The organism is Rathayibacter sp. VKM Ac-2879 (assembly GCF_015351245.1).
Taxonomy (GTDB): Bacteria; Actinomycetota; Actinomycetes; order Actinomycetales; family Microbacteriaceae; genus Rathayibacter.
Genome location: NZ_JADKSO010000003.1, coordinates 125,368 through 148,232, shown reverse-complemented (window position 1 = coordinate 148,232; position 22,865 = coordinate 125,368). Strand labels below are relative to the sequence as shown.

The window sequence follows — 22,865 nt, the reverse complement described above, 5'->3', positions numbered from 1 at the left end:
GACGCATCGTGGCCACTGCACCTCTTCCGCCGACGACCGCTCGGCGCTCGTTCTCCCTCCCGCCGTGGACGATCGGCATCCTCGGCGTCGCTGCGATCGTGGCTGTGTGGTGGGTGGTGGCGCTCGTCACCGCGCCCACCGGCGCCGCGAACTACGCTCCGGTGCCCACGCCCGTCCAGGTCGTGCAGACGGCGATCGACGACGGCGTCGGCTTCTACTGGCGCAACTTCTCGGTCACCATCGGCGAGGCCGCCGTGGGCTACTTCTGGGGCAACCTGATCGCCTTGCTGCTCTCGGCTCTCGTGCTCGTCGTGCCGTGGCTCGAGGGAGTCGTCTCGCAGCTCGCCGTCATCACCTACTGCGTGCCCATCGTCGCGATCGGCGCCATCGTGCTGCTGATCCTCGGTGGGGCGGATGCTCCCGGGCTGCCGAGCGCGACAGCGATCTTCCTCGCCGGCCTCTCGGTCTTCTTCACGACCGTCGTCGGCAGTCTGCTGGGGCTGAAGGCGGCCGACCGCGCCTCGCTCGATGTGGTCACGGTCTACGGAGGCACGCGGTTCACGCAGCTGCGCAAGGTGCGCCTCATCGCCGCCCTGCCGAACATCCTCTCGGCCCTGCAGATCGCGGTGCCGGCCGCGTTCCTCGGCGCAATCCTGGGCGAGTACTTCGGCAAGATCGAGACGGGCGTCGGCCCGATCCTGGTCGCCGCGCAGGTCTCGCTCAACTCGCCGCGAGTGTGGGCGCTCTTCCTCCTCTGCGCCGCGGTGGCGCTGATCGGCTACGGCATCGTTGGACTGATCGGGCGCCTCATCGCGCCGTGGTCGGCCGGAAAGCGGGCTTGACCATGACCACGACCGTCCCCCACCGCACGGAGCAGTCGACCGCGACGTCGATCCTCGCCGTCGACGAGCTGCGGAGGCAACTGCGCTCCGCGGCTCTCGGTGCGACGGTGAAGAGCCTCCGCAAGAGCCTGCTGGTGGCCCTTTCGACCATCGTGATCGTGCTGGCCATCTGGATCGCCGTGGTGCTGTTCAGCGGCGTCTCGACGTATGTGGTCAAGGGGCCGTGGGACGTGTGGGAGCATCTCGTCACGGACCCCAAGGCGCCGGCGCATCGCGCCGAGCTCGGCGGGCTGTTCGCCGTGACGATGGGCGACGCGCTCATCGGATTCGTCGCAGGTCTGGCCGTCGCCGTCCTCGGGGCGATCCTCTTCCGCGTCTCCAAGGGCATCGAGCACGCGCTTCTCCCGTTCGCGATGCTGCTGCGCTCGGTGCCGCTGATCGCGATGGCGCCGCTCATCATCCTGGTGTTCGGCAACGGCTCGGTCGCCTCCGTCGGCGTCATCGGCGGCATCGTGGTGCTGTTCCCGGCGCTCGTGACGGTCGCGTTCGGGTTGAACAACGCCTCCGCGCAGATGCTCGACGTCGTGGCGGTCTACGGAGGCTCGACCCTCACGGCGATCCGCAAGGTCGCGATCCCCGGTGCGCTGCCCTCGCTCTTCGCGGCGATCCGCATTTCGGTGCCGGGCGCCATCACCGGTGCGCTGCTGGCCGAGTGGCTCTCGACCGGGGACGGCATCGGCGGGGCGATCAACTCCTGGTCGTCGCAGGCCCGCTTCGCCGACGTCTGGTCGGCCGTCGTCCTCGTGACGGGCGTCTCGCTTGTGCTCTACATGCTCGTGCAGGTGCTCGAGTCCTTCGTCCTCTCGCGGATGTCCCTGACCCTCAGCTGACGCCTCCCGCCCCCCCCCGCGAGATGCCACTTATGAGCGCGACACGCCGGTGCGTGCGCTCATAAGTGGCATCTCGCGGAGGGGGTCAGACGGTGGTGATCGCGTCGACGCGGAGCCCGGACAGGAGTTCGCGGCCACCGAGGCCCTCGAGCTCCATCACCACGGCGATGCCCTCGAGCTGCCAGCCCGCCCGCTCGATGAGGCGGCGACTCGCATCGAGCGTGCCGCCCGTGGCGAGCACGTCGTCGACGAGCAGGAGGCGCGCCCCGCGCGGCATCGCGTCGAGGTGCACCTCCAGAGTGGTCGTCCCGTACTCGAGCGCCGCCTCCTCACGCAGCACCTCGCGGGGCAGCTTGCCCGGCTTGCGGATGGTGACGACGCCCAGACCGGCCGAGTATGCGGAGGCCGCGGCGAGCAGGAAGCCGCGCGCCTCCACTCCCGCGATCGCGTCGATCCGCCCGAGGTACGGCGCGATCAACGCGTCGGCGACCGCGCGCAATGCCTCTCCGTCGCCGAAGACCGGGGTCAGGTCGCGGAAGAGGATGCCCGGTTCGGGGAAGTCGGGGATGACGGCGGTGAGACGCTCGACGTGGGCGGCGGCTGTCGTGGTCACGGGGTCCTCCGGCTCGGCTCTCGCCCGGCGGCTGCTGCCGATCGAGCCCTGGGAGTCTACGGCCGCGCGGTCTCCTGCCGTTCCTGAGCGATCAGTAGACTCCTTCCCGACGCTCCCGCCTCCGGGAGCCCACCCGTCAAGAGGAGATAGTTGTGGCCCTTATCGAGGCAGTCGTCGCCCGAGAAATTCTGGACTCCCGTGGCAACCCCACCGTCGAGGTCGAGGTCCTGCTCGAGGACGGCGCGTCCTCCCGCGCCGCAGTCCCGTCCGGCGCGTCCACCGGAGCGTTCGAGGCGTACGAGCTGCGCGACGGCGACTCCGAGCGTTACCTCGGCAAGGGCGTGCAGAAGGCCGTCGACGCCGTCATCGACGAGATCGGTCCCGCCATCGAGGGCTTCGACGCCACCGACCAGCGCCTCGTCGACGCCGAGCTCATCGAGCTCGACGGCACAGAGAACAAGTCGCGCCTAGGCGCCAACGCCATCCTCGGCGTGAGCCTCGCCGTCGCCAAGGCGGCCGCGCAGTCGGCCGACCTCGACCTGTTCCGCTACATCGGCGGCCCCAACGCGCACACGCTGCCCGTGCCGCTGATGAACATCATCAACGGAGGCGCGCACGCCGACACCGGCGTCGACATCCAGGAGTTCATGGCCGTGCCGCTGGGCGCGGAGTCGTTCTCGGAGGGTCTGCGCTGGGGCGTCGAGATCTACCACGCGCTCAAGTCGCAGCTGAAGAAGGCCGGCTTCGCGACCGGCCTCGGCGACGAGGGCGGCTTCGCCCCCGACCTGCCCACCAACCGCGAGGCGCTCGACTTCATCCTCAAGGCCGTCGAGGCCGCCGGCTTCACCCCCGGCAAGGACATCGGGCTCGCGCTCGACGTCGCCTCGACCGAGTTCTTCGAGGACGGCGCCTACTCGTTCGAGGGCAAGAAGCTCTCGGCCGAGGAGCTTTCGGCCTACTACACCGATCTGGTGGCCAACTACCCGCTCGTCTCGATCGAGGACCCGCTGGCGGAGGACGACTGGGCCGGCTGGGCGCACCTCACCGCGACCCTCGGCGACAAGGTCCAGCTCGTCGGAGACGACCTCTACGTCACCAATCCCGTGCGCCTGGCCAGGGGCATCGCCGAGAAGGCGGGCAACTCGATCCTGGTGAAGGTCAACCAGATCGGCACGCTCACCGAGACGCTCGACGCGGTGGCCCTCGCTCAGCGCAGCGGGATGACCGCGATCCTCTCGCACCGCTCCGGCGAGACCGAGGACACCACCATCGCCGACCTCGCCGTCGCTGTCGACGGCGGTCAGATCAAGACGGGCGCCCCTGCCCGCTCCGACCGGGTCGCGAAGTACAACCAGCTGCTGCGCATCGAGGAGATCCTGGGAGGTGCGGCCACCTACGCGGGTCGTTCCGCCTTCCCGCGCTTCTCGGCGTAGTCTCTCTGCGCCGGTCCGGCCCCGATGCCCTGCACCTCGGTGTGGGCGCCGGGGCCGGACCACGTCCGGCCGCCACGACCATGCCGTCACGCGTCCTGTCGTGCACGCGCCCGTCACGCCCGAGGAGGCTCCGCTCATGGCTCGTCCGCCCCGTCGGCCCGCGACTCCGGGCAGTGCACCGCGCCGGCCTGCCGCCCCTGTGACCCCGTCGGTGGCCGCGACCGATGGTGCGAGGCGGGGCAGCACCAAGGCCGGTACCGCGAAGGCTGGCCCCTCTCCGCGGGCTTCCCGCGCCGCCTCCGCACCGAAGGCGTCCCGCCCGCCCCAGCCTGCGACGCCCGCCGCCTGGCTCGCCGGGGTCCGCGGCTCCGGATTCACCCTGCTGGTGATGGCGATCATGATCCTCGCGGTCGTGATCCTCGCCCCGAGCATCAAGAACTTCGTCGAGCAGCGCGCCCAGATCGCCGAGCTGCAGCGTTCCGTCGATGCTGCGAAGACCCAGTCGCAGAACCTCGACGAGCAGCGCACTCGCTGGTCAGACCCCGCCTACATCCGCGCCCAGGCGCGCGAGCGCCTCTACTTCGTGATGCCGGGCGAGGTGAGCTACCTCGTCCTCGACGACATCGCCGTCGCGCAGCAGGCCGCTCAGCCCGCGAGCGACGCGGTGCAGGAGACGCCGACCGACTGGGCGGGCGCGCTCCTGTCCTCCCTCGCCGTCGCCGGCCTCGGCAACCCGTCGCCGAGCGACCTGACACCCTCCTTCTCCACCCCGGCGCCTCCGTCCGAGCCGACGCCCGGCGCCCCCGTGCCGACTCCCTGAGCCCCGCGTACACTGGAGCGTCTTCCCCGGCCCGCCGTCCCCTGGAGCCTCCCGTGACCACGCCCCCCTTCGACCCGCCCACCGAGCGGGACATCGCCGTCGTCTCGGCCCAGCTGGGCCGACCGGCCCGCGACGTGGTCGGCATCAGCGCCCGGTGCGTGTGCGGCGATCCCGCGGTCGTCTCGACCAGCCCGCGCCTGTCGGACGGCACGCCGTTCCCGACCTTCTACTACCTGACGCATCCCGCCGCCACGGCCGCGATCTCACAGCTCGAGGCGACCCAGGTCATGGTCGAGTACAACGCCCTCCTGGCCGAGGACGAGGAGGTGCGCGGCGCCTACGCCGCGGCCCACCGCGCGTTCCTCGCCGACCGCGAGAGCGTCGGCTCCGTCCCCGAGATCGCAGGCATCTCCTCCGGGGGCATGCCCACGCGGGTGAAGTGCCTGCACGCGCTCGCGGCGCACTCCCTCGCGGCCGGCCCCGGAGTGAACCCGATCGGCGATCTCGCGCTCGAGCGCGCCGACTGGTCACCCGAACGCTGCGAGTGCCGTCCTGTCGAGATCTAGCCGCTCCTACCGGAGCCAGGGAGGCGCGACGACCGGCGCGCTCTTCGCTAAGCTGATTCCCAGTCGGGGTCAGCGCTGCCACCCGCATCGAGAGCGGGCACTTCGCGTTGCGCAGGGGTGTTCCGCATTGTCCATCCCTCTGGAGAGTTCACAGTGCCCAAGATCCTGATCGTCGGAGGCGGCTACGCCGGTTTCTACACCGCGTGGAAGCTCGAGAAGTACCTCCGCCCCCGCGAGGCGGAGGTCACGATCGTCGACCCGCTGCCCTACATGGCCTACCTGCCGTTCCTCCCCGAGGTCGCCGCCGGCTCGATCGAGCCCCGCCACGCGATCGTGTCGCTGCGTCGTCACCTCAAGAAGACCGCCATCGTCGCGGCCAAGGTGACCAAAATCGATCACGAGAACCGCACCGCGACGATCACCCCGACCGTCGGCGAGCCGTACGAGTTCGAGTACGACCAGATCGTCGTCACCGCGGGCTCCGTCTCGCGCACCTTCCCGATCCCGGGCGTCGCCGACAACGCGATCGGCCTCAAGACCATCGAGGAGGCGACCGCGATCCGCGACCGTATCCTCACGAACTTCGACAAGGCCGCTTCTCTGCCGGCCGGTCCCGAGCGCTCGCGTCTGCTGACCGTGACGGTCGTCGGAGGCGGTTTCGCGGGCATCGAGGTCTTCGCCGAGCTGCGCTCCTTCGCGAGCGCGCTGCTCAAGCGCTACCCCGAGATCGAGTTCGACGAGACCCAGTTCCACCTCATCGAGGCGATGGGGCGCATCATGCCCGAGGTCGCTCTCGAGACGAGCCACTGGGTGCTCAAGAACCTCGACCAGCGTGGCGCGACCGTGCACCTCGACACGCAGCTCAAGTCGGCCGAGAACGGCGTGATCGAGCTGTCGACGGGCGAGACCTTCGAGTCCGACCTCATCATCTGGACCGCGGGCGTCATGGCGAACCCGTCGATCAAGAACTCCGACCTCCCCATCGAGGAGCGCGGTCGCCTGCGCGTGCGCGCCGACCTCCGCGTCGGCTACGACGACGTCCTCGTCGAGGGCGCCTGGGGTGCCGGAGACGCGACCGCGGTTCCTGACCTCACCGGAGGCGGCGTGGGCGGCTACTGCGTGCCCAACGCGCAGCACGCGGTCCGTCAGGGCAAGCTGATGGCGAAGAACATCACCGCGGTCCTGCGCGGCGAGAAGCCTGTCGACTACGTGCACAAGAACCTCGGAGCCGTCGCCGGCCTCGGCCTCGGCATCGGCGTCTTCCAGTCCGGCAAGTTCGCGGTCAAGGGCTTCCCCGCCTGGGTGATGCACCGCGGCTACCACGGACTCGCGATGCCCTCGTGGGAGCGTAAGTTCCGCGTGGTCTGGGGCTGGTGGAACAACCTCTGGCTCGGCCGCGACATCGCCTCGATCGAGGCCCGCGAGAATCCGCGCGGCTCCTTCGAGACTTACGCCTCGCGTCCGCGCCCGGCCGCTCCCGCGGCCGAGGCTCCCGCCGCGCAGGCCGCCGCGCAGCTCCCCGGCCAGGCCGGCGCCCCGGTGCCCGTCGGCGGCGAGCCCGCAAAGTCCTGACCCCACCCACCGGGAGGCCACGTCTCCCGGTGGTCGCCCCCATAGCCCAATCGGCAGAGGCAGACGACTTAAAATCGTTGCAGTCTGGGTTCGAGTCCCAGTGGGGGCACCTCGGTGAGGTCGTCTGACGTGCCCTCGGCGCGGAGGACGATCGGCGACCGGGCGTGACTCCACGTGCCGGAGCGATCGGGGACGTGACGGCGGGTTCGCGGTCGATCGTCCAGGCAGCGCCTGGCGGACATCGCTCCACAGTGGGCGTGCCCTGAGCGGCCGGAGATCAGCGGCGCGGGCCTGCCTCGAATAGAGTCATGGCGAGGCGGCTTCGCGCCCGAGCGCTCGGCGCCGGGGCGGCGAATCGCCCGGTCCACGGCGGGCGGCCCCACGGCCATCCCGTCTCTCGTGCCCACGGGCACCGTCATACACCGCCCGGCGACGGGCGGCCGGGAGGCCCCCATGGGGAAGCTGCTCTACGGAGCCTCGGGAGTCGAGATCGAGTTCGACGACCGCACGCTCACGCACGTCCAGATCGTCATCGCCAACAAGCTCCGTCGACGCGAGAGCTTCTTCTTCTCGTGGCGCGACGACCCGGCGGTCGGCGACGGCCGCTCCAGTATTTGGCTCGACCCCTCCGTGCCGCTGTACTTCAAGTACTTCGGTGGCCGAGTGCCCTCGATCAACCGCACCTGGATCGACCTTCTCACCGTCTCGGCGAACTCCTCCGGCGGTCTGCAGCTCGTGCAGGAGCCCGACGCCGCCCCGACCCCGCCGCCCAAGGGCGAGCAGGGCGCCTGACGGGAGCCGATATGCAGCGCGACATCTCCGCCCACCTCGCCCTCGACGTCACGGCTCCGGCCGCGATCGTCCTCTCCCTTACCGCCGCCTCCGACTACGACGCGGAGGAGTCGCTCTCCGTCAGCCTCGACGGCGCCCCTGTCGCCCCGCGCGAGGTGCTCGACCAGCACGGCACACGCCTCCACGTGGTCGACGCCGTGCCCGGCCGGCTCGTCATCGACTACGTGGCGCGCATCGCGGGCCGTCTGGAGGCGTCAGCGGGCGAGGAGGTCGACCGGCTGCGTTACCTGCGGCCGAGTCGGTATGCGGAGTCGGACATCCTCTTCGCGACGGCCCGCGCCGAGTTCGCGGGGCTGCGCGGAGCCGAGCTGCTCGCCTCGGTCAGCTCGTGGGTCGGCACCCGTCTGGCCTACGTTCCGGGGTCGAGCCTCCCGACCGATGGTGCCGAGCGCACTCTGCTGGCGCGTCGCGGAGTCTGTCGTGACTTCGCGCACCTGGTCGTCGCGCTGCTGCGGGCTCTCGACGTGCCGGCGCGCCTCGTCGCGGTCTATGCGCCCGGGCTCTCGCCGATGGACTTCCACGCGGTTGCGGAGGCGTCGGTCGACGGGCAGTGGCGGGTGGTCGACGCGACGACCCTCGCTCCCCGGTCGACGCTCGTCCGCATTGCGACGGGGCGGGACGCGGCCGACACGGCGTTCCTCAGCGTCTACGAGGGAGTCGCGACACTCGACGAGTTCGAGGTCACGGCCGTCGTCGACGTGCTCCCCGACGATGACGTGCGCGAACTGGCCTCGATCGGCTGAGCGCCGAGGCTACTCCGACTCGACGAAACGGCGCCACGCCCAGATCGACGTGCACACCGCGCTGAACGCGACGACCGCGAGGACGACCGGAGCGCCTCCCGCCCCGTTCGACCACGCCGTGATCGTCGGGGTGAGCAGGAGGAAGAGCACGGTCGTTGCGAGCAGCGTGAGCCCGAGCCAGAGAACGGGAGACCAGCGCAGGATGCTCTGACCGGCCGGGCGGCCGATCGGGAACAGCAGCACCACGCTCGATCCCACCGCGATCAGCGTGGTCGCGTTGAGCACCTCCGCGGCGAGCACCGACACGAACGAGCCGTCGGCCACGACGAGCGCGGAGGCACCCCAGGCGAGACCGGCGAGCGCGAGCAGCGAGACGACGCGCACCGTCGCCAGCCGCGCCCGCGCCACGGAGGAGACGCCCTCGGGCAGGACGAGGCCGATCACGACTCCGAAGAGGAAGGCCGGGTCGAGGCCGGCGAAGCGCGAGAGCACCGCTGCCCCGGCGACGAGCAGGAGCGCCCGAGGAGCGGGATGCAGCGTGACGGCCGAGACTCCGAGGCGTCGAGCGAGCAGAGCGGGAACGCCGGCGGCCACGGCGTTGACCAGGGCGACCGCGATCGTCACGGCGAGGAGCAGACGGAGATAGGCGGGCTGGTTGTCGACGCGGCCCGAGAGCAGCACGAGGCCGGCGGTCGCCCCGATCATCCCGACCACCATGAGGCGGGGTGAGACGGGTGTCGACTCGGGCTTGTCGTCGAACTCGACGGCCGCGCGGTTTCGCCCGGTGAGGCGCCAGGTGCGCTCCTGACGCGGTGAGCGCCCGGCGGCGGCGAGGCACGCCGGCACGACCACCAGCGCCAGCGAGAGCAGGGCCAGGATGAGCGAGCGCACCCAGTCGGCCATCGTGCCGACCGGCACGGCGGAGGAGAGTGCGGTGGTCATCCCGGTCGCCGCGCTCCAGCCTCCTGGCGTCGAACCGGCGTCGGGAGCAGGGGCGGGAGCCACGGGGCCGGGCGCCGACGGGCCTGCTCCCGGGAGGGGTGCCGCTGTCTGTGGGTCGTCCGGCTGCGGGCTCGGAGCGCTCTGTCCGGGACGGGTCGTCGAGGCGCTCGGGCTCGGAGCGGGCGAGCTCGAACGCGGGGTCGGCGACGTCGGGCGGGGGGCGCTCGAGGGTGTCGTTCCGGGAGTCGAGGTGCTCGGCGCGGTCGCCGGAGCCGTCGGCACGCTCGTGGGGGTCCCCGTCGTCGCGCCGAAGGTCACATCGATCCACGGGCTGGGTGCGCTGTAGTTGCCAGCCGCGTCGCCCGCAATGGTCGAGACGCGGTGCGCGCCCGCGGTGACCGTGCCTCCGGTGCAGCTCCACGTTCCTCCGCTGACGGCCGCATCGCAGGTGTTGACGCGATCGACGTAGACGTACACGCGAGTGCCGTCGGCGCCCGTGCCGGAGTAGGTGGCGCCGGTGAGCGCGAGGGCGGCGCCGGCGGTGGGGGACGAGAGCGTGGGCGCGGCGGGGGCGACGGTATCGACGACGAGGGTCACGGGCTCGCTCGCAGGTGAGACGGTGCTCCCGGCGAAGGAAGCGGTCTGCGTCGCGGTCACCCGATAGCTCCCGGCGGCGGGAGTGGGCGCGAGCTGGCAGAACCAGGCACCCGAGGAGTCGGCGGTCGCGAGGCAGGACGCGCCGCCGTCCGAGGTTGCCGCGACGCTCGCGCCAGGGTAAGCGGTGCCCCGCACGGAGCCGGCCGAGGTGACGGAGCCGTCGACCGACTGGATGACGGGAGCGCTGAGGACAGCGATCTCGACGCTCGTCGACGTGGAGCCTCCCGCGGCGAGAAGCTCGACCGCGGTGAGGGTCGTGCGGCCGTCGGGCAGCCTCAGATCGCACGTCCAGCTTCCGTCGGGCGCGATCGTGGTGATGCAGATCGGGTCGCCGCCGCCCGGGAGGGACAGTTGCACCTGGTCGCCTGCCGTGCCCGTGCCCCGGGCGGTGAGCGTTCCGCTCGGGAGCACAGTGCCGGAGGCGGGCGCCGTGATGGCGAGGGGCGCCGCCTCCGCCGCGGGCGCAAGGGCACCCGAGAGCGCGCCGACCGAGACGAGCAGGCCGAGCAGGAGGGCGGCCGGGCGGCGGAGCGGCGACGTGCGGGATCGCCGGATCGGGGCCATCGGCGTGCCCGATGATCCCCCCGGCACTGCCTTGTCGACGCCCGCTATCACTGCGTCCATTGCACGGGCGCGCAGAGGCGCTGTCAAGCGCGCCGCGCCAAGGAACACCCGATGTCCATCCCCCGGGGGAGGGGATCGTCCGGGCGGATGACCGGTGGCGGGAGCGGGAGAGCGCTTCCGCGACAATATACCCATCGATGTCTCGGAGGACGGAATGCGCGAAGACGACGCACGAGGGCGCGACCGGCAGCGGGTGCGCGCCGAGAGTGCGCGCTTCGACGATCCGCGAGAGCTCGCCCGGCTGCTGCCCTCCGGGGTGAGGATCGGTCTGGCGCAGAGCGCGTTCCAGACGGAGGGGTCTCTCGAGACAGGCGGTCGGGGTCGCTCGGTGTGGGACGACTTCGCGCTGCGGCGGGGGACGATCGCCGAGGAGGCGACTCCCGAGATCGCGACCGACTTCTTCCTCCGTTGGCGCGAGGATCTCGCGCTCATGGTCGATCTGGGGATCGACGAGGTGCGGCTCTCCGTCTCGTGGACGCGTCTCCAGCCGGAGGGACGCGGCCCGATCGACCGGGGCGGGCTGGGGTTCTACGACCGCCTCCTCGACGCTCTTGCAGAAGCGGGGGTCCGCGTCGCGCTCACCCTCCACCACCGTGACACGCCCTCAGCCCTCAGCGGCGGCTGGATGCGGAGGGACACGGCGCTGCGCTTCGGCGACCTCGCCTTCGAGCTCGGCTCGAGCCTGGGCGACCGGGTCGCCGACTGGATCACCCTCGACCAGCCCTCGACCGTGATGATCGAGGGCTACGCCCTCACACGGCAGGCGCCGGCCGCCGGGCGTCTGTTCAGCGGGCTCCCCGCGCTGCACCATCAGCTACTCGGTCACGGCATCGCCGTCGAGGCTCTGCGCGCGGCGGAGGTCGCGGGCCGGGTGGGGATCGCGGACGCTCTCGCGCCGGTCGAGGCCGCCTCCGACTCCGAGCATGACCGGGCGTGGGCCGCGCTGGCCGACGTGCTGCGCAACCGGCTGGTCGCCGACGCGGTACTGACCGGCGCGTATCCGAGCGGGCCGGAGGAGCTGCCGCCCTTCCTCGCGCCGCTTGCGGACATGGATCCGGTCGATCTGGCTCGGATCTCGGCACCGCTCGACTTCTACGCCGTCGCCCCGCTCGCGCCGCAGCGGATCGTCGCCGGCCGCGATCCGGCCTCCCCCGTCGGAGTCGGCGCGCCGCCCGCGCTGCCGTTCCACACGGCGTCGTGGCCGGAACACGATCGCACGGGCGATGGATCGCCGTTCGCGCCGTGGGCGCCGGTGTCGGTGCTGCGCGGGCTGGTCGAGCGCTACGGAGCGGCCGTGCCGCCGCTCGTGCTCACGGCACTCGGCGCGAGCTATCCCGACGAGCCGGACCGGCAGGGGGCGATCGTCGACACCGAGCGCATCCGCTGGCTCGGCGCGCACCTGGGCGCGCTCGCGGAGGCGGTGCACGAGGGGCTCCCGCTCGACGCGGTGCACGTGTGGACCCTCGTCGACGCATTCGAGTGGCAGCACGGATACACGCGGCCGCACGGGCTGGTGGCGCTCGACGCGCGCAGCCACGACCGCGTGCCCAAGGCCTCCTTCGGCTGGTTGCGACAGGTGCTCGACGGTCGCTCCTGAGTGGCCGGTTCGGGTGTGCGTGCGAGACTGCCGCGGTGCGCTGCCTCCTCGCCCTCGCCTCCCTTCTGCATGCCGGGCCCGCGCCGGTTCTCGCGGCGCTCGCCGACGTCCTGGCGGAGGAGGACGGGGCATTCGAGCGGAGGGGAAGCGGTCTCGAACGGCGGCTGCCAGTCCCCGGGGTCGAGCGGTGGCGGGTGCTCGACGACGCGGAGGGCACCCGAGTGGAGTGCGAGTACCTCGTCTCCGCCTGGCCGCTCACGGGCCTTCGGCTGCGGCGCCGGCTGCGGGAGGCGCCGGAGCGGTTTCGTGCGGTGGTGACGGCGGTCGCCGCCGCCGTGGAGTGACGAGGCCGCGCCTCCTCCCGGCCCCCGAACGGGGAATGTCAGGCCGCTCTCCGCTGTTGTTCCCGATGACCGGACGGGGCTCGGCCTCGTCCACCCGGACAGCTCGGAGGAGCCAGAGGCAGATGGCAGGAACAGGGATGAACAAGGGACGTGCGGCGCGCGGCGGAGACGAGGAGATCGTGTATCGCCGGCACGCGAACGGGCGCGGCATGGTCGCTCCCGGGTCGCGCGTCTCGGCGTCCGCGTACGTGGAGACCGGCGCGTACGTGGAGCCGGGCGCGAGCGTGGGCGAGCGCGCATGGATCGGCGCCGGCAGCTGGGTCGACCGTGACGCGATGATCGGGCACAGCGCCTTCATCGGCGCGAACGTGCACGTCGGCCCGGAGGCGATCGTCGGCCCGGGCGCGCGCATCGGCAGCTACTCGCGCATCGGAGGCTCGGCCGTGATCGCGACAGGAGCCCGCGTCGGACGCGACACGGTCGTGCCGGCCGGCGCGCGGCTCGGCGCCGAGGACAACGGCGAGAGCGGCAGCCGCGCGGCCTGACCTCGCCCGCCCCTGTTCCGCCGGCTCCTTGCAGCGGCGGCATAGGGTCGTTCCATGTTCGAACTCCACCACCTCAGCGCCCAGGAGCAGTGGGACTGGCTGCAACGCGGACAGGTCAGCCCGCTCGAATTGACCGAGCACTACCTCGCCCGTATCGAGCGGTGGAACGGCGAGCTCGGCGCCTTCGCGACCGTGACGGCGGAGGCGGCGCGCGAGCAGGTGGCGGGTCTCGCCTCCGTGCCACGCACCGCGCCGCTGTGGGGCCTTCCCAGCGCCGACAAGGATCTGTGGCGGCGGGCGGGAGTGCGTACGGCCTTCGGCTCGCGACTGCGCGAGCACCACGTGCCTGTCGCCTCCGACGAGATCGTCGAGGTGCTCGACGCAGCCGGAGCCGTGAGCCTGGGCAAGACGGCCGTGCCGGAGTTCGGGATGCCCTCCTACACGGAGACGCGCATCGGCCCGCCGGCCGTCACCCCGTGGGACACGCGGCTCGGCGCGGGCGGGTCGAGCGGCGGTGCGGCTGCGGCGGTGGCCGCGGGGCTGCTGCCGTTCGCGCCCGCCTCCGACGGCGGTGGCTCGATACGCATTCCCGCTGCGGCCTGCGGGCTGGTGGGTCTCAAGCCCTCACGGGGTCGCGTGGCCGCACTCTCGGGCGTCGGCGGAGTGGGCGGCTTGACGGTCGCCGGACCGATCGCGCGCTCGGTGGCGGACGCGGGGATGCTGCTCGAGGGGATGCTCGAGCGGCGAGGCGGGCGCCTCCCGCAGCGGTGGGCTCTCGCGGCGCCGGGCGGCGGTGAGGGCTCGTTCCTCGGCGCGGCGGTGCGGGGCGAGGGGCGGTTCCAGATCGGGGTGCTGACGGCCTCGCCGTGGGACGAGGAGTACGAGATCGCCCTCGCGCCTGAGGCGCGGGCGGCACTCGACGAGGGTGTCTCCGCTCTCGCCGCCCTGGGCCACGGGCTGGAGGAGGCGACGCTGCCGCCCAGCGCCGGATATCCGGCCGCGTTCCGCACGCTGTGGCAGAGCGGCGCGGCGACCCTCCCCGTGGAGGGCGCCGAGCGGGAGCTGCTGGAGCCGCTGACGCGCTGGCTCGTCGAGGAGGGGCGTCGGCGCTCGGCACGAGAGCTTCTGGAGGCTGCCGTCTGGCTTTCGGGCTATGAGCGCGCGGTGATCGCCGCCTTCTCGAGCTTCGACGCCGTGCTGACCCCGTCGATGACGATGACGCCGCGGCCGGTCGGCTGGTACGACGTCGATGACCCCGAGCGCAACTTCGAGCAGCAGGTGCTCTACACGCCGTACACCTCCTTCGTGAACGTGAGCGGTCTGCCCGCGATCGCGCTGCCGCTCAGCATGACGGCGGAGGGGCTGCCGATGGGGGTGCAGCTGATCGGCCGGCCGGGAGGCGAGGCGACGCTGCTCGCGATCGGTGCGCAGCTCGAGCGACGCGCACGCTGGCACCGGCGCCATCCTGCCCAGTGGTGAGGCCCGGCCGACCGTCAGCATCCGACCCTTGGTTCTGAGGTAAGGCTTGCCTATACTCGGATGCGATGTGCATGTTCGAGGAACCCGGCGCCACCCCGCCGAACGGTGTCGCGCCGGTCGAGATCGCGGCGGTCGAGAGCGCGCCGGCGGCGGTCGCTCCTGTCGACGTGAAGCAGTACCTGATAGCGGGCGACGAGACGGTCCTGCCGTGGATCCAGAGTCTCCTCGACTCGCTGCCCGCGAACGCCCGCGGCCAGGTCTTCGTCGAGGTCGACGAGGCGCGGGGGATCCCGCCGCTCGTTGCCCCCGGTCGCGTGTGCGTCACCTGGCTCGGCCGATCGCAGCGCTCTGGCGCTCCCGGCACTGGTACCCGGTGCGAGCGCGGGATCGCGCTCGACCGTGCTGTGCGCGCGTGGGTGGGCGAGATGTCGGTCGTCGGCGGCGAGTACCCCTGGGCGGACGCCCGGCACGACTTTTGCGCGTGGATCGGTGGCACGGGCGAGACGATCGCCGAGCTCGCCGTCGACGTCGAGGCGCGCTTACGCGTCTCGGCCGAGCAGTCGGCTCTGCATCGGAGCTGAGTCGTCGGTGGAGCCGGGTGCTTTCGGGTCGGGTCGTCCCGCCTGCATCGCTCGGCCGCCGACTCGGAGCTGCCTCCTGCGGATTCGTGAGGTAAGGCTATCCTTTTCTGAGACACTGGAGAGGTGCCTCCGACGACCACCACCACCCTGCGCCCGGCCTACCGGCCCTACCTCGCGACCGTCGCGCGGGCGACGCGGATCGCCCCGCACTTCATCCGCGTGACCCTGACGGGCCCGGATCTCGACTCGGTCGCATGCACCGGCCCCGACCAGCGCATCAAGCTCGTCGTACCGACTCCCACCTCGGACGCTCGCGGCTTCCTCCTCTCGGTCGCCGATGAGAACGGCCCGGACGGCCTCGCCGTCAACTGGTACGCGCGCTGGCGCGAGCTGCCCGACGAGCAGCGCAACCCGCTGCGGACCTACACGATCCGCGCCGTCCGCTCCGAGTCGGCCGAGGTCGACGTCGACTTCGCGGCGCACGGCGACACCGGCCCGGCCTCGGCCTGGGTCGAGCGTGCCCAGCCGGGTGACCAGGTCGTCATCATCGCGCCGGACTCTCGTTCCGAGCTCCCCGGAGGTGGTGTCGAGTGGCATCCCGGAGCAGCGACATCGCTCCTGCTCGCGGGGGACGAGACCGCGGTGCCCGCGATCGCGGCCATCCTCGAGAGCCTTTCCCCCGAGGCCACGGGGGCGGCCTTCCTCGAAGTGCCGACAGCGCTCGACCGCTTGCCGCTGGACGCTCCGGACGGCGTGCACGTGACCTGGATCGTGCGCGAGCCGGGAGCCGCTCCCGGCGCCGCCCTGGGTGCCGCGGTCCGCGAGTGGGCCGCGCGGTTCCTCACCGCGCACCACCGCGGAGTCGAGGTCTCGGACGTCGACATCGACGGCGGGATCCTCTGGGAGGTGCCCGAGGAGAGCACCGACCCGGGTCTTTACGCGTGGATCGCCGGGGAGGCGGGCGCGATCAAGCTGCTCCGCCGCTGCCTCGTCACCGAGCTCGGCCTCGACAGGCGCCGCGTGGCGTTCATGGGCTACTGGCGGTCGGGACGCTCCGAGGCGAACTGACCGCAGATCAGAGCGCGGCGGGAACGCCGACGAGTCGGCTCGAGAGCTCCCACAGCTCCTGGGCGAGCACGCGGTCGCGCGCCTGGCGGGCGAGGGCTCCGTGCGGGTTCAGGCCGTCGAAGTAGCTGCCGCTCGCGGCGCCGACATCGGGCTCGGAGACCAGCGTGATGAGGGGGACGGCACCTCCCTCGGGCGAGATGCCGAAGGAGCCCGGCGCAAGCCTCGTCGCGGCGTTCATCAGGGCAGAGTCGGCGCCGAAGCCGGTGGCGACGACGCCGGGATGGAATGCGTAGGCATCGACCGCGGTGGGCAGGAGACGCTCGGCGAGCTCGCGGACGAACAGGATCGTCGCGAGCTTGGACGTGCCGTAGGCGCGCCAGCCACCCAGCCAGGGTCCCCGTCGTCGATCGAGGTCGTCGAGGCGGAGGCGGCCGAATCGATGGGCGACGCTGGCGGTCGCCACGACCCGCGCGCCTGCTCGCTCGCGACCGGTCTCGATGAGGCGAGGGAGCAGAAGGCGTGTCAGCAAGAACGGGGCCAGGTGGTTGCTCTGGATGGTGCGTTCGTGCCCATCGACGGTCTCGGCGCGGTGTGACACCAGACCACCGGCGTTGTTGGCGAGCACGTCGATCCGGTCGAAGCGTGCGAGGAGGGAGGCGGCGAGCGCGCGGACGTCGTCGAGCCGGTCGAAGTCGGCGACGAACGCCTCCCCGCCGACCCCTCTGGCCACCGAGCGCGTGCGATCGGGGTGGCGGCCGACGACCGCGACGGTCGCACCCGCCTCCGCCAGTGCGCCTGCCGCGACCCGGCCGATCCCGGAACTCGCACCGGTGAGGACGACGACGCGCCCCGTCATATCAGCGACCACGGAGATACCCGCCCTTCTCGAGGCCTGCCTCGATCTCGAATCGATTGCGCAGCGGATCGCGACCCGCCACGGCGTACGCGAGCGGGAACCACATCCCGTATCGCTGCCACTGCTGCTTGTGGACGGCCTCGTGCTCGAGCACCGTGTCGGAGGCGTTGGAGTCGGTGAGGTAGCTGGTGCCGACGCACGAGCCTCCGCGCCCGAACGCCCAGGCCGGAAGACCGGTGAAGACCACCAGACCGCCCCTCCGCTCGATCCGTCCCGTGCTCCACAGCGCGCCCCACGCGAGCCCGACCGCACACGCGAAGAGGTACCCGGGGCGAGTGATCGCCGGGTCGAGGGCGACGGTGGCAACCGCCCGGCGCAGGGCGCTCACGCGCTCGCGCGCCCGTACGTCTCGAGCAAGCGCAGCCACACCTCGCTGATCGTCGGATACGACGGCACGGCGTGCCAGAGGCGTGTCAGCGGCACTTGCCCGACGACGGCGATCGTCGCCGAGTGGAGCAGTTCGCCGACCTCCTTGCCCACGAAGGTGACTCCGAGCACGACCGAACGTTCTTCGTCGACGACCATGCGGGCCGTGCCCGTGTAGCCCACGGCGGCGAGCGATGCGCCGGCGACCGAGCCGATCTCGTAGTCGACGACCCGAGTGCGGTAGCCGGCCTTCTCGGCGGCGGCGGCGGTGAGGCCCACGGAGGCGACCTCGGGGTCGGTGAAGACGACCTGCGGTACCGCTTCGTGATCGGCGGTCGCGACGTGGGCTCCCCAGGGGGCGTCGTCGACCTCGGCGCCCCTGCTGCGCGCGACGATCACGTCGCCGGCCGCGCGCGCCTGGTACTTGCCCTGGTGGGTGAGGAGCGCACGGTGGTTCACGTCGCCGACTCCGTAGAGCCAGGGGGTCGCTCCGCCGATCGGTGCGCCGTCGGCGTCGAGGACGAGCATCGTGTCATCGACGGCGAGCGAGGAGCCGGGCTTGAGCCCGACTGTCTCGAGACCGATGTCGCGGGTGTGCGGTGCGCGCCCGGTCGCCGCGAGGATCTCGTCGGCCTCGACGACCTCGCCATCCCCGAGGGTGACGGCGACCGTGCCGTCGGCGTGGCGCTCGACCGACGCGGGCGAGCCTCCGACGCGGACGTCGACGCCGAGCCCGCGCAGCGCATCGCCGACGAGCTCTCCGGCGAAGGGCTCGAAGGGCGCGAGCAGCCCGCTCCGTGCGAGGAGGGTGACGGAGGAGCCCAGCCCGGCGTACGCGGTGGCCATCTCGCACGCGACCACCCCGCCTCCGATGACGACGAGTCGCGGCGGCACCTGCTCGGCCGACGTCGCCTCGCGGCTCGTCCACGGCCGCGCCGCCTGCAGCCCCGGGAGGTCGGGCACGACGGCCGTGGTGCCGGTGGCGATGGCGACGGCGGAGCGCGCGCGGAGGACGCGAACGCCTCCGTCGGGGTCGGTCACCGTCACCTCGCGCTCGCCGCTCAGGCGACCGTGGCCGCGGACGAGCTCGATGCCCGCTCCCTCGAGCCACTGCACCTGCCCGCGGTCGTCGAAGTGGCTCGTCACCGAGTCACGGTGCTCGAGGAGGGCGGGTATGTCGACGCCTCCGCTCACGGCTTGCGCCGCTCCGGGGAGATCGCGGGCCGCGCGGACCGCCATCGGGGCACGGAGCAGCGCCTTCGAGGGCATGCACGCCCAGTAGGAGCATTCGCCGCCGACGAGCTCGCTCTCGACGATCGCGGCGGTGAGGCCGCCCTGCACGGCTCGGTCTGCGACGTTCTCGCCGACGGGTCCGGCGCCGATGACAATCAGGTCGAACTCGTCTGTGGGCGCGGTCTCGGCGGTGCTCATGATCGGTGTCCTTTCGGGAGGGTTCGTGCCGGCGTCTCGGGGGGCCGCGTCGCCGCCCCGCTCGTCGGGGGAGTCGTTGCAGGAATCAATGGGCGGGCACGATCTCGGCACGCCAGCCGTCATAGCGGCCGCCCGCGTCCTCGACGGCCTCGATCACCTGCCGGAGGAAGACCTCCGTGGCCTCCTCGTCGACGGCGGCGAAGTGGCTCGCCACGAGGACGTGGCGCACACGCAGGCGCGAGAGGGCGATCTCGAAGCCCAGGGCGACAAGGGTGCGTCCGGCGCGACGGGCGCGACTGCGGCGGGTGAAGACCGCGAAGTGGTCGACCTCGCGCAGCTCCCAGACCTGATCGCCGTAGCGGAGGCGGATCTCGAGCTGGTGCGCGGCGCGCGCCCGCTGCGCGTCGAAAGTGGAGAGGGGCGGGGCGACGATGGTCGTGTCTTTCATCGGCCCGTGAACTCCGCGGTCGTGCGCGAGATGAAGGCTTCGAGCCCGATCCGCGCATCGTCCGAGGCGGCCAAGCGTGCGAGCTGCGCGGGCAGCGCAGCCGCGGCCTCGGCGTCGGACGCAGACACCGCGAGCCGTGCGTTCGCGAGCGCCGCCTGCACGGCAAGGGGTGCCTGCGCGGCGACCCGAGCGGCGAGGGCGTACGCCGCCTCGGCGACGGAGCCGTCGGGGACCACCTCCTGCACGAGGCCGATGCGGTGAGCCTCCGCCGCGTCGAAGAGCTCGCCCGTGAGGATCCACCGCATCGCGTCACCCCAGCCCGCCGCTCGCGGGAAGCGCACCGTGGCGCCTCCGAACGGCACGATGCCGCGCGCCACCTCGATCTGACCGAACCGTGTCGACTCTTCGGCGAGCACGATGTCGCTCGCGAGCGCGAGCTCGATCCCGAGGGTGAGGCACGTGCCCTGCACCCCGACGACGACAGGCTTCGAGACCGCTCGCGTCCGCAGGGCCCAGGGGTCGAGCCCCCCTTCTGGCACGAAGTCGAGCTCGCCCGAGCCCAGCCGGGGGCCGATGTCGGCGAGGTCGAGCCCCGCCGTGAAGTGCTCGCCCGCGGCGAGGACCACTCCGGCGCGCAGCTCGGGGTCGGCGTCGAGGACGCCGTACGCGGCGGCGAGCTCGCGGAGGAGGCGGAAGTCGGCCGCATTGCGCTTCTCAGGGCGATCGAGCGTGATCGCGAGCACATGCCCGCGGCGCTCGATGCGTACCCGTGCTCGCTCGTCGCTCATCTGTTCCTCCGCTCGGGTCGCCCTCGACCATCTTGCCCGCCGCCACCGACACGGGGGCGTCCGCGGTGCGGGATTGGCGGTCGTCGCTCAGGCCCCGCGCGAGAGTGCGCCGAGCAGGCGGAGGATCGTCGGCAGGTCGTCCACCGCCGCGGCGGGGGAGGCGGGCGCGAAGGAGGTGACACCGGCGCCGGCGAGCGGGAAGCGCGCGCGCACAGCCTCCAGGCACGAGACGAGCTGCGCGGCCCGGACGCCGAACGGCACAGGGTCGAAGAGCCCGGCGAGCTCGACGGGATCGAGGACATCGAGATCGATGTGCACGTAGACCGACTGCGCGCCGGTCGCCTCGACCGCTGCGACGAGCACCTCCGGGTCGAGGGCGTCGACGCCCAGCTCGCGCGCGCCGCGAGACACCAGACCCTCGAGCTCGTCGGGGTCGGTGGCGCGAACGCCCGCGAGCACGAGGCGCTCCTCGGCGACTCGCTCGCCCTCCGGTGCGCTCAGAAGCCCGACTCCGCGACCGGCGAGAGCTGCGAGGACCATCCCGGAGAACGCGCCGCTCGGCGACGTCTGCGGAGTGTTCCCGTCGGGGTGCGCGTCGAACCAGAGCACGGCGACCGGGCCGGACGCCGAGCGCACCGCGTGGGTGACGGCCGCGAACTCGACGCCGCAGTCTCCTCCCACCGTGATGACCGGCCCGGCGAGCCTGGCGAGCGCGTCTCGCATGCGCTCGGCCGTCATGGCGACGGAGGCGTAGCGGCGGACTCCGGTGTCTTGCGCGTCGCCCGCCTCGACGGGCACCTCGACCACGATGGTCGCGGCCAGGGGGAGGTCGCCGCGGATCGCGTCTGCGCCGTCAACGAGACGCATCGCCCGGGACGACGCCGAGCCCTGCCACTGGGGGACGACGAGGAAGGAGGCCATGCACCTCACTATGGCACGCAGGAGGGGTGGGGCCGCAGGCCGTCCCGGTCACGCGGCGGGGAGGCTCCCTGGCAGCTCGGAGCGTGCCGGCGTGACCCTCCCGTCGAGGTCGACGAGCGCCTCGTCGAGTGCCGAGCGGGCGCGGTCGGCGGCAGCACGGGTCGCGGAGACGGCCGCTGCGGGATCGGAGGCGGCCCGACGGAACGCCGCGTCGAGCTGTTCGCGCGCCTCCCGGGCGAGGATCAGGGGAGCCTCTGTCACCCCGTCGCCGTGCACGGCCGCCAGCACCGTCACGGCACCGACGGCGAGCCGCGTCGCGGTACGCGCGGCCTCGAGCAGGAGGAGGCGACGCTCGGCCTGCACCGCCGGCTCGCGATACGTCGAGACGACGTCGTCGAGCGCGGCATCGGCATCGAGGAGCAGGAGGAGGACGGTGGCGGGGTCGTGCCGCGCACCCGCCGCCCGCGCCTCGTCGGCGTCGAGGAGCAAGGAGCGAGCCACCGCGCACGCCGTCGCCACCTCGGCCGCCGAGGCGAGCTGCGCGGCGGTCCGCAGCTCGGAGAGGCTGATCGCGCGATCGAGATCCTCGCGGACACTGCGCTCGAGGCCGCTGAGCTGAGTCTCCGCCAGCGTGAGCAGGGCCGACTGCTCGTCCACCTCGTCGAGGAGCGCCGCGCAATCGGAGCGTCCCTCGGCGGCGAGCTCGACCGCCTCTCTCAGCGGACGCACCTCTCTCTCGGAGGTGGTCCCGGCGAGGGCGGAGAGGGCGGCGCGCGTTCGCCGCACCCGCTCGACGAGAGAGGGCTGCGGGGAGGTCATGCCGCGATCGTAGTGTGACACCGGATGACGGCGCGGCTCGACCTGTCCCGGCGCGGTGAGCAGGATGAAGTCATGTCCCGATCGCTCGCCATCGTCGAGGTCTCGCGCACCCGGCCTGGTCGCGAGGACTACCACGCCTACGTGCAGATCCTCAACGGACGCCTGCTCACCCTCGCCCGCGAGTCTGGCTGGGAGGCGCAGCGCTTCGCCGCCGAGGATCTCGGCGCCGCCCGCCTCCTCGAGCGCACCGCGGGCGTCGACGCCCTCGTGCTGGCCGGCGGCGAGGACATCGCGCCCGAGGCCTACGGGGCCCAGCGGGGCTACCGGGCCGAGGGCCCGCACGCCGAGCGCGCCGACGCGGCCCAGATCGCCCTGGTGCACCGTGCGCTCGCCGAAGGCACGCCGCTTCTCGGCATCTGCCGGGGGTTGCAGATCGTCAACGTCGCCCTCGGCGGCACGCTCGTGCAAGACCTCGGGCCCTCGAGCGAGCACGTCACTGTCTCCGGACCCGCGTCGGAGCGGATGCACCCCCACGACGTCGATCTCGTGCACGGCTCCACCCTCTCCGGCCTGTTCGGTGCAGGTCCGCTCGCGGTGCAGAGCGCACACCACCAGGCAGTCGACCGGCTCGCGCCGGGACTGCGCGTCGTGGCGCGCGCGAAGGACGGCGTCATCGAGGCCGTCGAGCACACCCGAGCGCCGATCGTGGGCGTCCAGTGGCACCCGGAGGATCGGGGCGCGCCGCGCGGTCAGCTCGAGACGCTGTTCGAGGGATTCCTGGGTGAGGCCGTCGTGCAGGGTGCGGTCGCGGCCTGACGTCGCCCGTGGGCTGCCCGGCGGAGTTCGGGTCCCGTGACCCGCGCTCCGGGTCGGAGCGATCAGGCTCCCTCGAACCACGACATGGTTGTGTGCCGTCCGACTCTGTCCTGCGCCTGACCCGGTGACGTGCGGGGTCGCTTCTCCTGGGTCGAGGAGCACCCCCTCGCGGTTCATCGCTGGGCGAGCGAG

General features: G+C 72.4%; 24 protein-coding genes and 1 tRNA gene. 16 read left to right on the top strand and 9 right to left on the bottom strand.

Going from position 1 to position 22,865, the window contains the following annotated elements:
* Positions 1–8 precede the first annotated feature (8 nt).
* Entirely contained in the window at positions 9–842 is an 834-nt protein-coding gene (locus tag ITJ45_RS09655) for an ABC transporter permease (protein ID WP_194609369.1), read from the top strand.
* Between the two features lie 2 nt (positions 843–844).
* Positions 845–1,732, top strand: coding sequence for an ABC transporter permease (locus tag ITJ45_RS09650; protein WP_194609367.1), 888 nt, complete (start codon positions 845–847; stop codon positions 1,730–1,732).
* A gap of 85 nt (positions 1,733–1,817) precedes the next feature.
* On the opposite strand, the gene ITJ45_RS09645 is transcribed toward ITJ45_RS09650, so the two are convergent.
* Positions 1,818–2,345, bottom strand: a complete 528-nt coding sequence (locus tag ITJ45_RS09645; RefSeq protein ID WP_194609365.1) for an adenine phosphoribosyltransferase — start codon at positions 2,343–2,345, stop codon at positions 1,818–1,820.
* A gap of 152 nt (positions 2,346–2,497) precedes the next feature.
* Between ITJ45_RS09645 and eno the strand changes: the two genes are divergently transcribed.
* From eno to ITJ45_RS09610, 7 genes are all read left to right on the top strand, one after another.
* Positions 2,498–3,778 carry a phosphopyruvate hydratase gene (eno, locus tag ITJ45_RS09640; RefSeq protein WP_194609363.1) on the top strand — a complete coding sequence of 427 codons (1,281 nt, stop codon included), beginning with the start codon at positions 2,498–2,500 and terminating at the stop codon, positions 3,776–3,778.
* A gap of 136 nt (positions 3,779–3,914) precedes the next feature.
* Complete coding sequence (locus ITJ45_RS09635) at positions 3,915–4,598, top strand: FtsB family cell division protein (RefSeq protein WP_194609361.1); 684 nt, start codon at positions 3,915–3,917, stop codon at positions 4,596–4,598.
* A gap of 53 nt (positions 4,599–4,651) precedes the next feature.
* Positions 4,652–5,164 (top strand): DUF501 domain-containing protein, encoded by a 513-nt coding sequence (locus tag ITJ45_RS09630; RefSeq protein ID WP_194609359.1) that lies wholly within the window; start codon positions 4,652–4,654, stop codon positions 5,162–5,164.
* Between the two features lie 153 nt (positions 5,165–5,317).
* Entirely contained in the window at positions 5,318–6,736 is a 1,419-nt protein-coding gene (locus ITJ45_RS09625) for an NAD(P)/FAD-dependent oxidoreductase (protein ID WP_194609357.1), read from the top strand.
* Positions 6,737–6,771: 35 nt separating this feature from the next.
* Positions 6,772–6,845, top strand: a tRNA-Leu gene (locus ITJ45_RS09620).
* A gap of 344 nt (positions 6,846–7,189) precedes the next feature.
* On the top strand, positions 7,190–7,528 hold the full coding sequence (locus ITJ45_RS09615) for an ATP-dependent DNA ligase (RefSeq protein ID WP_068211888.1): 339 nt from the start codon (positions 7,190–7,192) through the stop codon (positions 7,526–7,528).
* An 11-nt stretch (positions 7,529–7,539) separates the two neighbouring features.
* Positions 7,540–8,331, top strand: a complete 792-nt coding sequence (locus tag ITJ45_RS09610) for a transglutaminase-like domain-containing protein (RefSeq protein ID WP_194609355.1) — start codon at positions 7,540–7,542, stop codon at positions 8,329–8,331.
* A 9-nt stretch (positions 8,332–8,340) separates the two neighbouring features.
* Here ITJ45_RS09610 and ITJ45_RS09605 read toward each other — a convergent pair whose 3' ends face one another.
* Entirely contained in the window at positions 8,341–10,494 is a 2,154-nt protein-coding gene (locus ITJ45_RS09605) for a hypothetical protein (protein ID WP_194609353.1), read from the bottom strand.
* 214 nt (positions 10,495–10,708) lie between these two features.
* On the opposite strand from ITJ45_RS09605, the gene ITJ45_RS09600 reads away from it, so the two are divergent.
* The 6 genes from ITJ45_RS09600 (at position 10,709) to ITJ45_RS09575 (ending at position 16,168) form a co-directional block, all read left to right on the top strand.
* Positions 10,709–12,151 (top strand): glycoside hydrolase family 1 protein, encoded by a 1,443-nt coding sequence (locus ITJ45_RS09600; RefSeq protein WP_194609351.1) that lies wholly within the window; start codon positions 10,709–10,711, stop codon positions 12,149–12,151.
* A 35-nt stretch (positions 12,152–12,186) separates the two neighbouring features.
* Positions 12,187–12,495 carry a hypothetical protein gene (locus ITJ45_RS09595; RefSeq protein ID WP_194609349.1) on the top strand — a complete coding sequence of 103 codons (309 nt, stop codon included), beginning with the start codon at positions 12,187–12,189 and terminating at the stop codon, positions 12,493–12,495.
* Between the two features lie 137 nt (positions 12,496–12,632).
* Positions 12,633–13,040: a DapH/DapD/GlmU-related protein gene (locus ITJ45_RS09590; RefSeq protein ID WP_194609347.1), complete on the top strand. Its 408-nt coding sequence runs from the start codon at positions 12,633–12,635 to the stop codon at positions 13,038–13,040.
* A gap of 54 nt (positions 13,041–13,094) precedes the next feature.
* Positions 13,095–14,519 (top strand): amidase, encoded by a 1,425-nt coding sequence (locus tag ITJ45_RS09585; protein ID WP_194609345.1) that lies wholly within the window; start codon positions 13,095–13,097, stop codon positions 14,517–14,519.
* A 71-nt stretch (positions 14,520–14,590) separates the two neighbouring features.
* A complete protein-coding gene (locus ITJ45_RS09580) occupies positions 14,591–15,100 on the top strand; it encodes an SIP domain-containing protein (RefSeq protein WP_194609343.1) in 510 nt (169 codons plus the stop codon).
* Positions 15,101–15,223: 123 nt separating this feature from the next.
* Positions 15,224–16,168: a siderophore-interacting protein gene (locus ITJ45_RS09575; RefSeq protein ID WP_194609341.1), complete on the top strand. Its 945-nt coding sequence runs from the start codon at positions 15,224–15,226 to the stop codon at positions 16,166–16,168.
* 7 nt (positions 16,169–16,175) lie between these two features.
* On the opposite strand, the gene ITJ45_RS09570 is transcribed toward ITJ45_RS09575, so the two are convergent.
* The 7 genes from ITJ45_RS09570 to ITJ45_RS09540 all read right to left on the bottom strand — a co-directional run bounded on the left by ITJ45_RS09570 (position 16,176) and on the right by ITJ45_RS09540 (position 21,857).
* Positions 16,176–17,036: an SDR family NAD(P)-dependent oxidoreductase gene (locus ITJ45_RS09570; protein ID WP_323742971.1), complete on the bottom strand. Its 861-nt coding sequence runs from the start codon at positions 17,034–17,036 to the stop codon at positions 16,176–16,178.
* Positions 17,026–17,412: a Fe-S oxidoreductase gene (locus tag ITJ45_RS09565; protein ID WP_323742970.1), complete on the bottom strand. Its 387-nt coding sequence runs from the start codon at positions 17,410–17,412 to the stop codon at positions 17,026–17,028. Before ITJ45_RS09565 ends, ITJ45_RS09570 begins: the two co-directional genes overlap by 11 nt.
* The gene (locus ITJ45_RS09560) at positions 17,409–18,881 is read right to left on the bottom strand and encodes a dihydrolipoyl dehydrogenase family protein (RefSeq protein WP_194609339.1); all 1,473 of its coding nucleotides are present in this window, start codon (positions 18,879–18,881) and stop codon (positions 17,409–17,411) included. Before ITJ45_RS09560 ends, ITJ45_RS09565 begins: the two co-directional genes overlap by 4 nt.
* Positions 18,882–18,966: 85 nt before the next feature.
* The gene (locus ITJ45_RS09555; RefSeq protein ID WP_194609337.1) at positions 18,967–19,329 is read right to left on the bottom strand and encodes a ribonuclease E inhibitor RraB; all 363 of its coding nucleotides are present in this window, start codon (positions 19,327–19,329) and stop codon (positions 18,967–18,969) included.
* Positions 19,326–20,117, bottom strand: a complete 792-nt coding sequence (locus ITJ45_RS09550) for a crotonase/enoyl-CoA hydratase family protein (protein ID WP_194609335.1) — start codon at positions 20,115–20,117, stop codon at positions 19,326–19,328. The genes ITJ45_RS09555 and ITJ45_RS09550 overlap by 4 nt, the downstream gene beginning before the upstream one ends.
* Before the next feature lie 87 nt (positions 20,118–20,204).
* Entirely contained in the window at positions 20,205–21,038 is an 834-nt protein-coding gene (locus tag ITJ45_RS09545; protein ID WP_194609333.1) for an arginase family protein, read from the bottom strand.
* A gap of 48 nt (positions 21,039–21,086) precedes the next feature.
* Complete coding sequence (locus ITJ45_RS09540; RefSeq protein ID WP_194609332.1) at positions 21,087–21,857, bottom strand: hypothetical protein; 771 nt, start codon at positions 21,855–21,857, stop codon at positions 21,087–21,089.
* Between the two features lie 72 nt (positions 21,858–21,929).
* On the opposite strand from ITJ45_RS09540, the gene ITJ45_RS09535 reads away from it, so the two are divergent.
* The gene (locus ITJ45_RS09535) at positions 21,930–22,673 is read left to right on the top strand and encodes a gamma-glutamyl-gamma-aminobutyrate hydrolase family protein (RefSeq protein WP_194609330.1); all 744 of its coding nucleotides are present in this window, start codon (positions 21,930–21,932) and stop codon (positions 22,671–22,673) included.
* The last annotated feature ends 192 nt before the right edge of the window (positions 22,674–22,865 follow it).

Bases quoted from the DNA above. Each gene is read 5' to 3' on its own strand.
- ITJ45_RS09555 (WP_194609337.1), bottom strand. From the start codon at position 19,329: ATGAAAGACACGACCATCGTCGCCCCGCCCCTCTCCACTTTCGACGCG.
- ITJ45_RS09535 (WP_194609330.1), top strand. From the start codon at position 21,930: ATGTCCCGATCGCTCGCCATCGTCGAGGTCTCGCGCACCCGGCCTGGT.
- ITJ45_RS09590 (WP_194609347.1), top strand. From the start codon at position 12,633: ATGAACAAGGGACGTGCGGCGCGCGGCGGAGACGAGGAGATCGTGTAT.
- ITJ45_RS09610 (WP_194609355.1), top strand. From the start codon at position 7,540: ATGCAGCGCGACATCTCCGCCCACCTCGCCCTCGACGTCACGGCTCCG.
- ITJ45_RS09550 (WP_194609335.1), bottom strand. From the start codon at position 20,117: ATGAGCGACGAGCGAGCACGGGTACGCATCGAGCGCCGCGGGCATGTG.
- ITJ45_RS09605 (WP_194609353.1), bottom strand. From the start codon at position 10,494: ATGGCCCCGATCCGGCGATCCCGCACGTCGCCGCTCCGCCGCCCGGCC.
- ITJ45_RS09635 (WP_194609361.1), top strand. From the start codon at position 3,915: ATGGCTCGTCCGCCCCGTCGGCCCGCGACTCCGGGCAGTGCACCGCGC.
- ITJ45_RS09540 (WP_194609332.1), bottom strand. From the start codon at position 21,857: ATGACCTCCCCGCAGCCCTCTCTCGTCGAGCGGGTGCGGCGAACGCGC.
- ITJ45_RS09545 (WP_194609333.1), bottom strand. From the start codon at position 21,038: ATGGCCTCCTTCCTCGTCGTCCCCCAGTGGCAGGGCTCGGCGTCGTCC.
- ITJ45_RS09585 (WP_194609345.1), top strand. From the start codon at position 13,095: ATGTTCGAACTCCACCACCTCAGCGCCCAGGAGCAGTGGGACTGGCTG.
- ITJ45_RS09600 (WP_194609351.1), top strand. From the start codon at position 10,709: ATGCGCGAAGACGACGCACGAGGGCGCGACCGGCAGCGGGTGCGCGCC.
- ITJ45_RS09615 (WP_068211888.1), top strand. From the start codon at position 7,190: ATGGGGAAGCTGCTCTACGGAGCCTCGGGAGTCGAGATCGAGTTCGAC.
- ITJ45_RS09560 (WP_194609339.1), bottom strand. From the start codon at position 18,881: ATGAGCACCGCCGAGACCGCGCCCACAGACGAGTTCGACCTGATTGTC.
- ITJ45_RS09580 (WP_194609343.1), top strand. From the start codon at position 14,591: ATGTTCGAGGAACCCGGCGCCACCCCGCCGAACGGTGTCGCGCCGGTC.
- ITJ45_RS09650 (WP_194609367.1), top strand. From the start codon at position 845: ATGACCACGACCGTCCCCCACCGCACGGAGCAGTCGACCGCGACGTCG.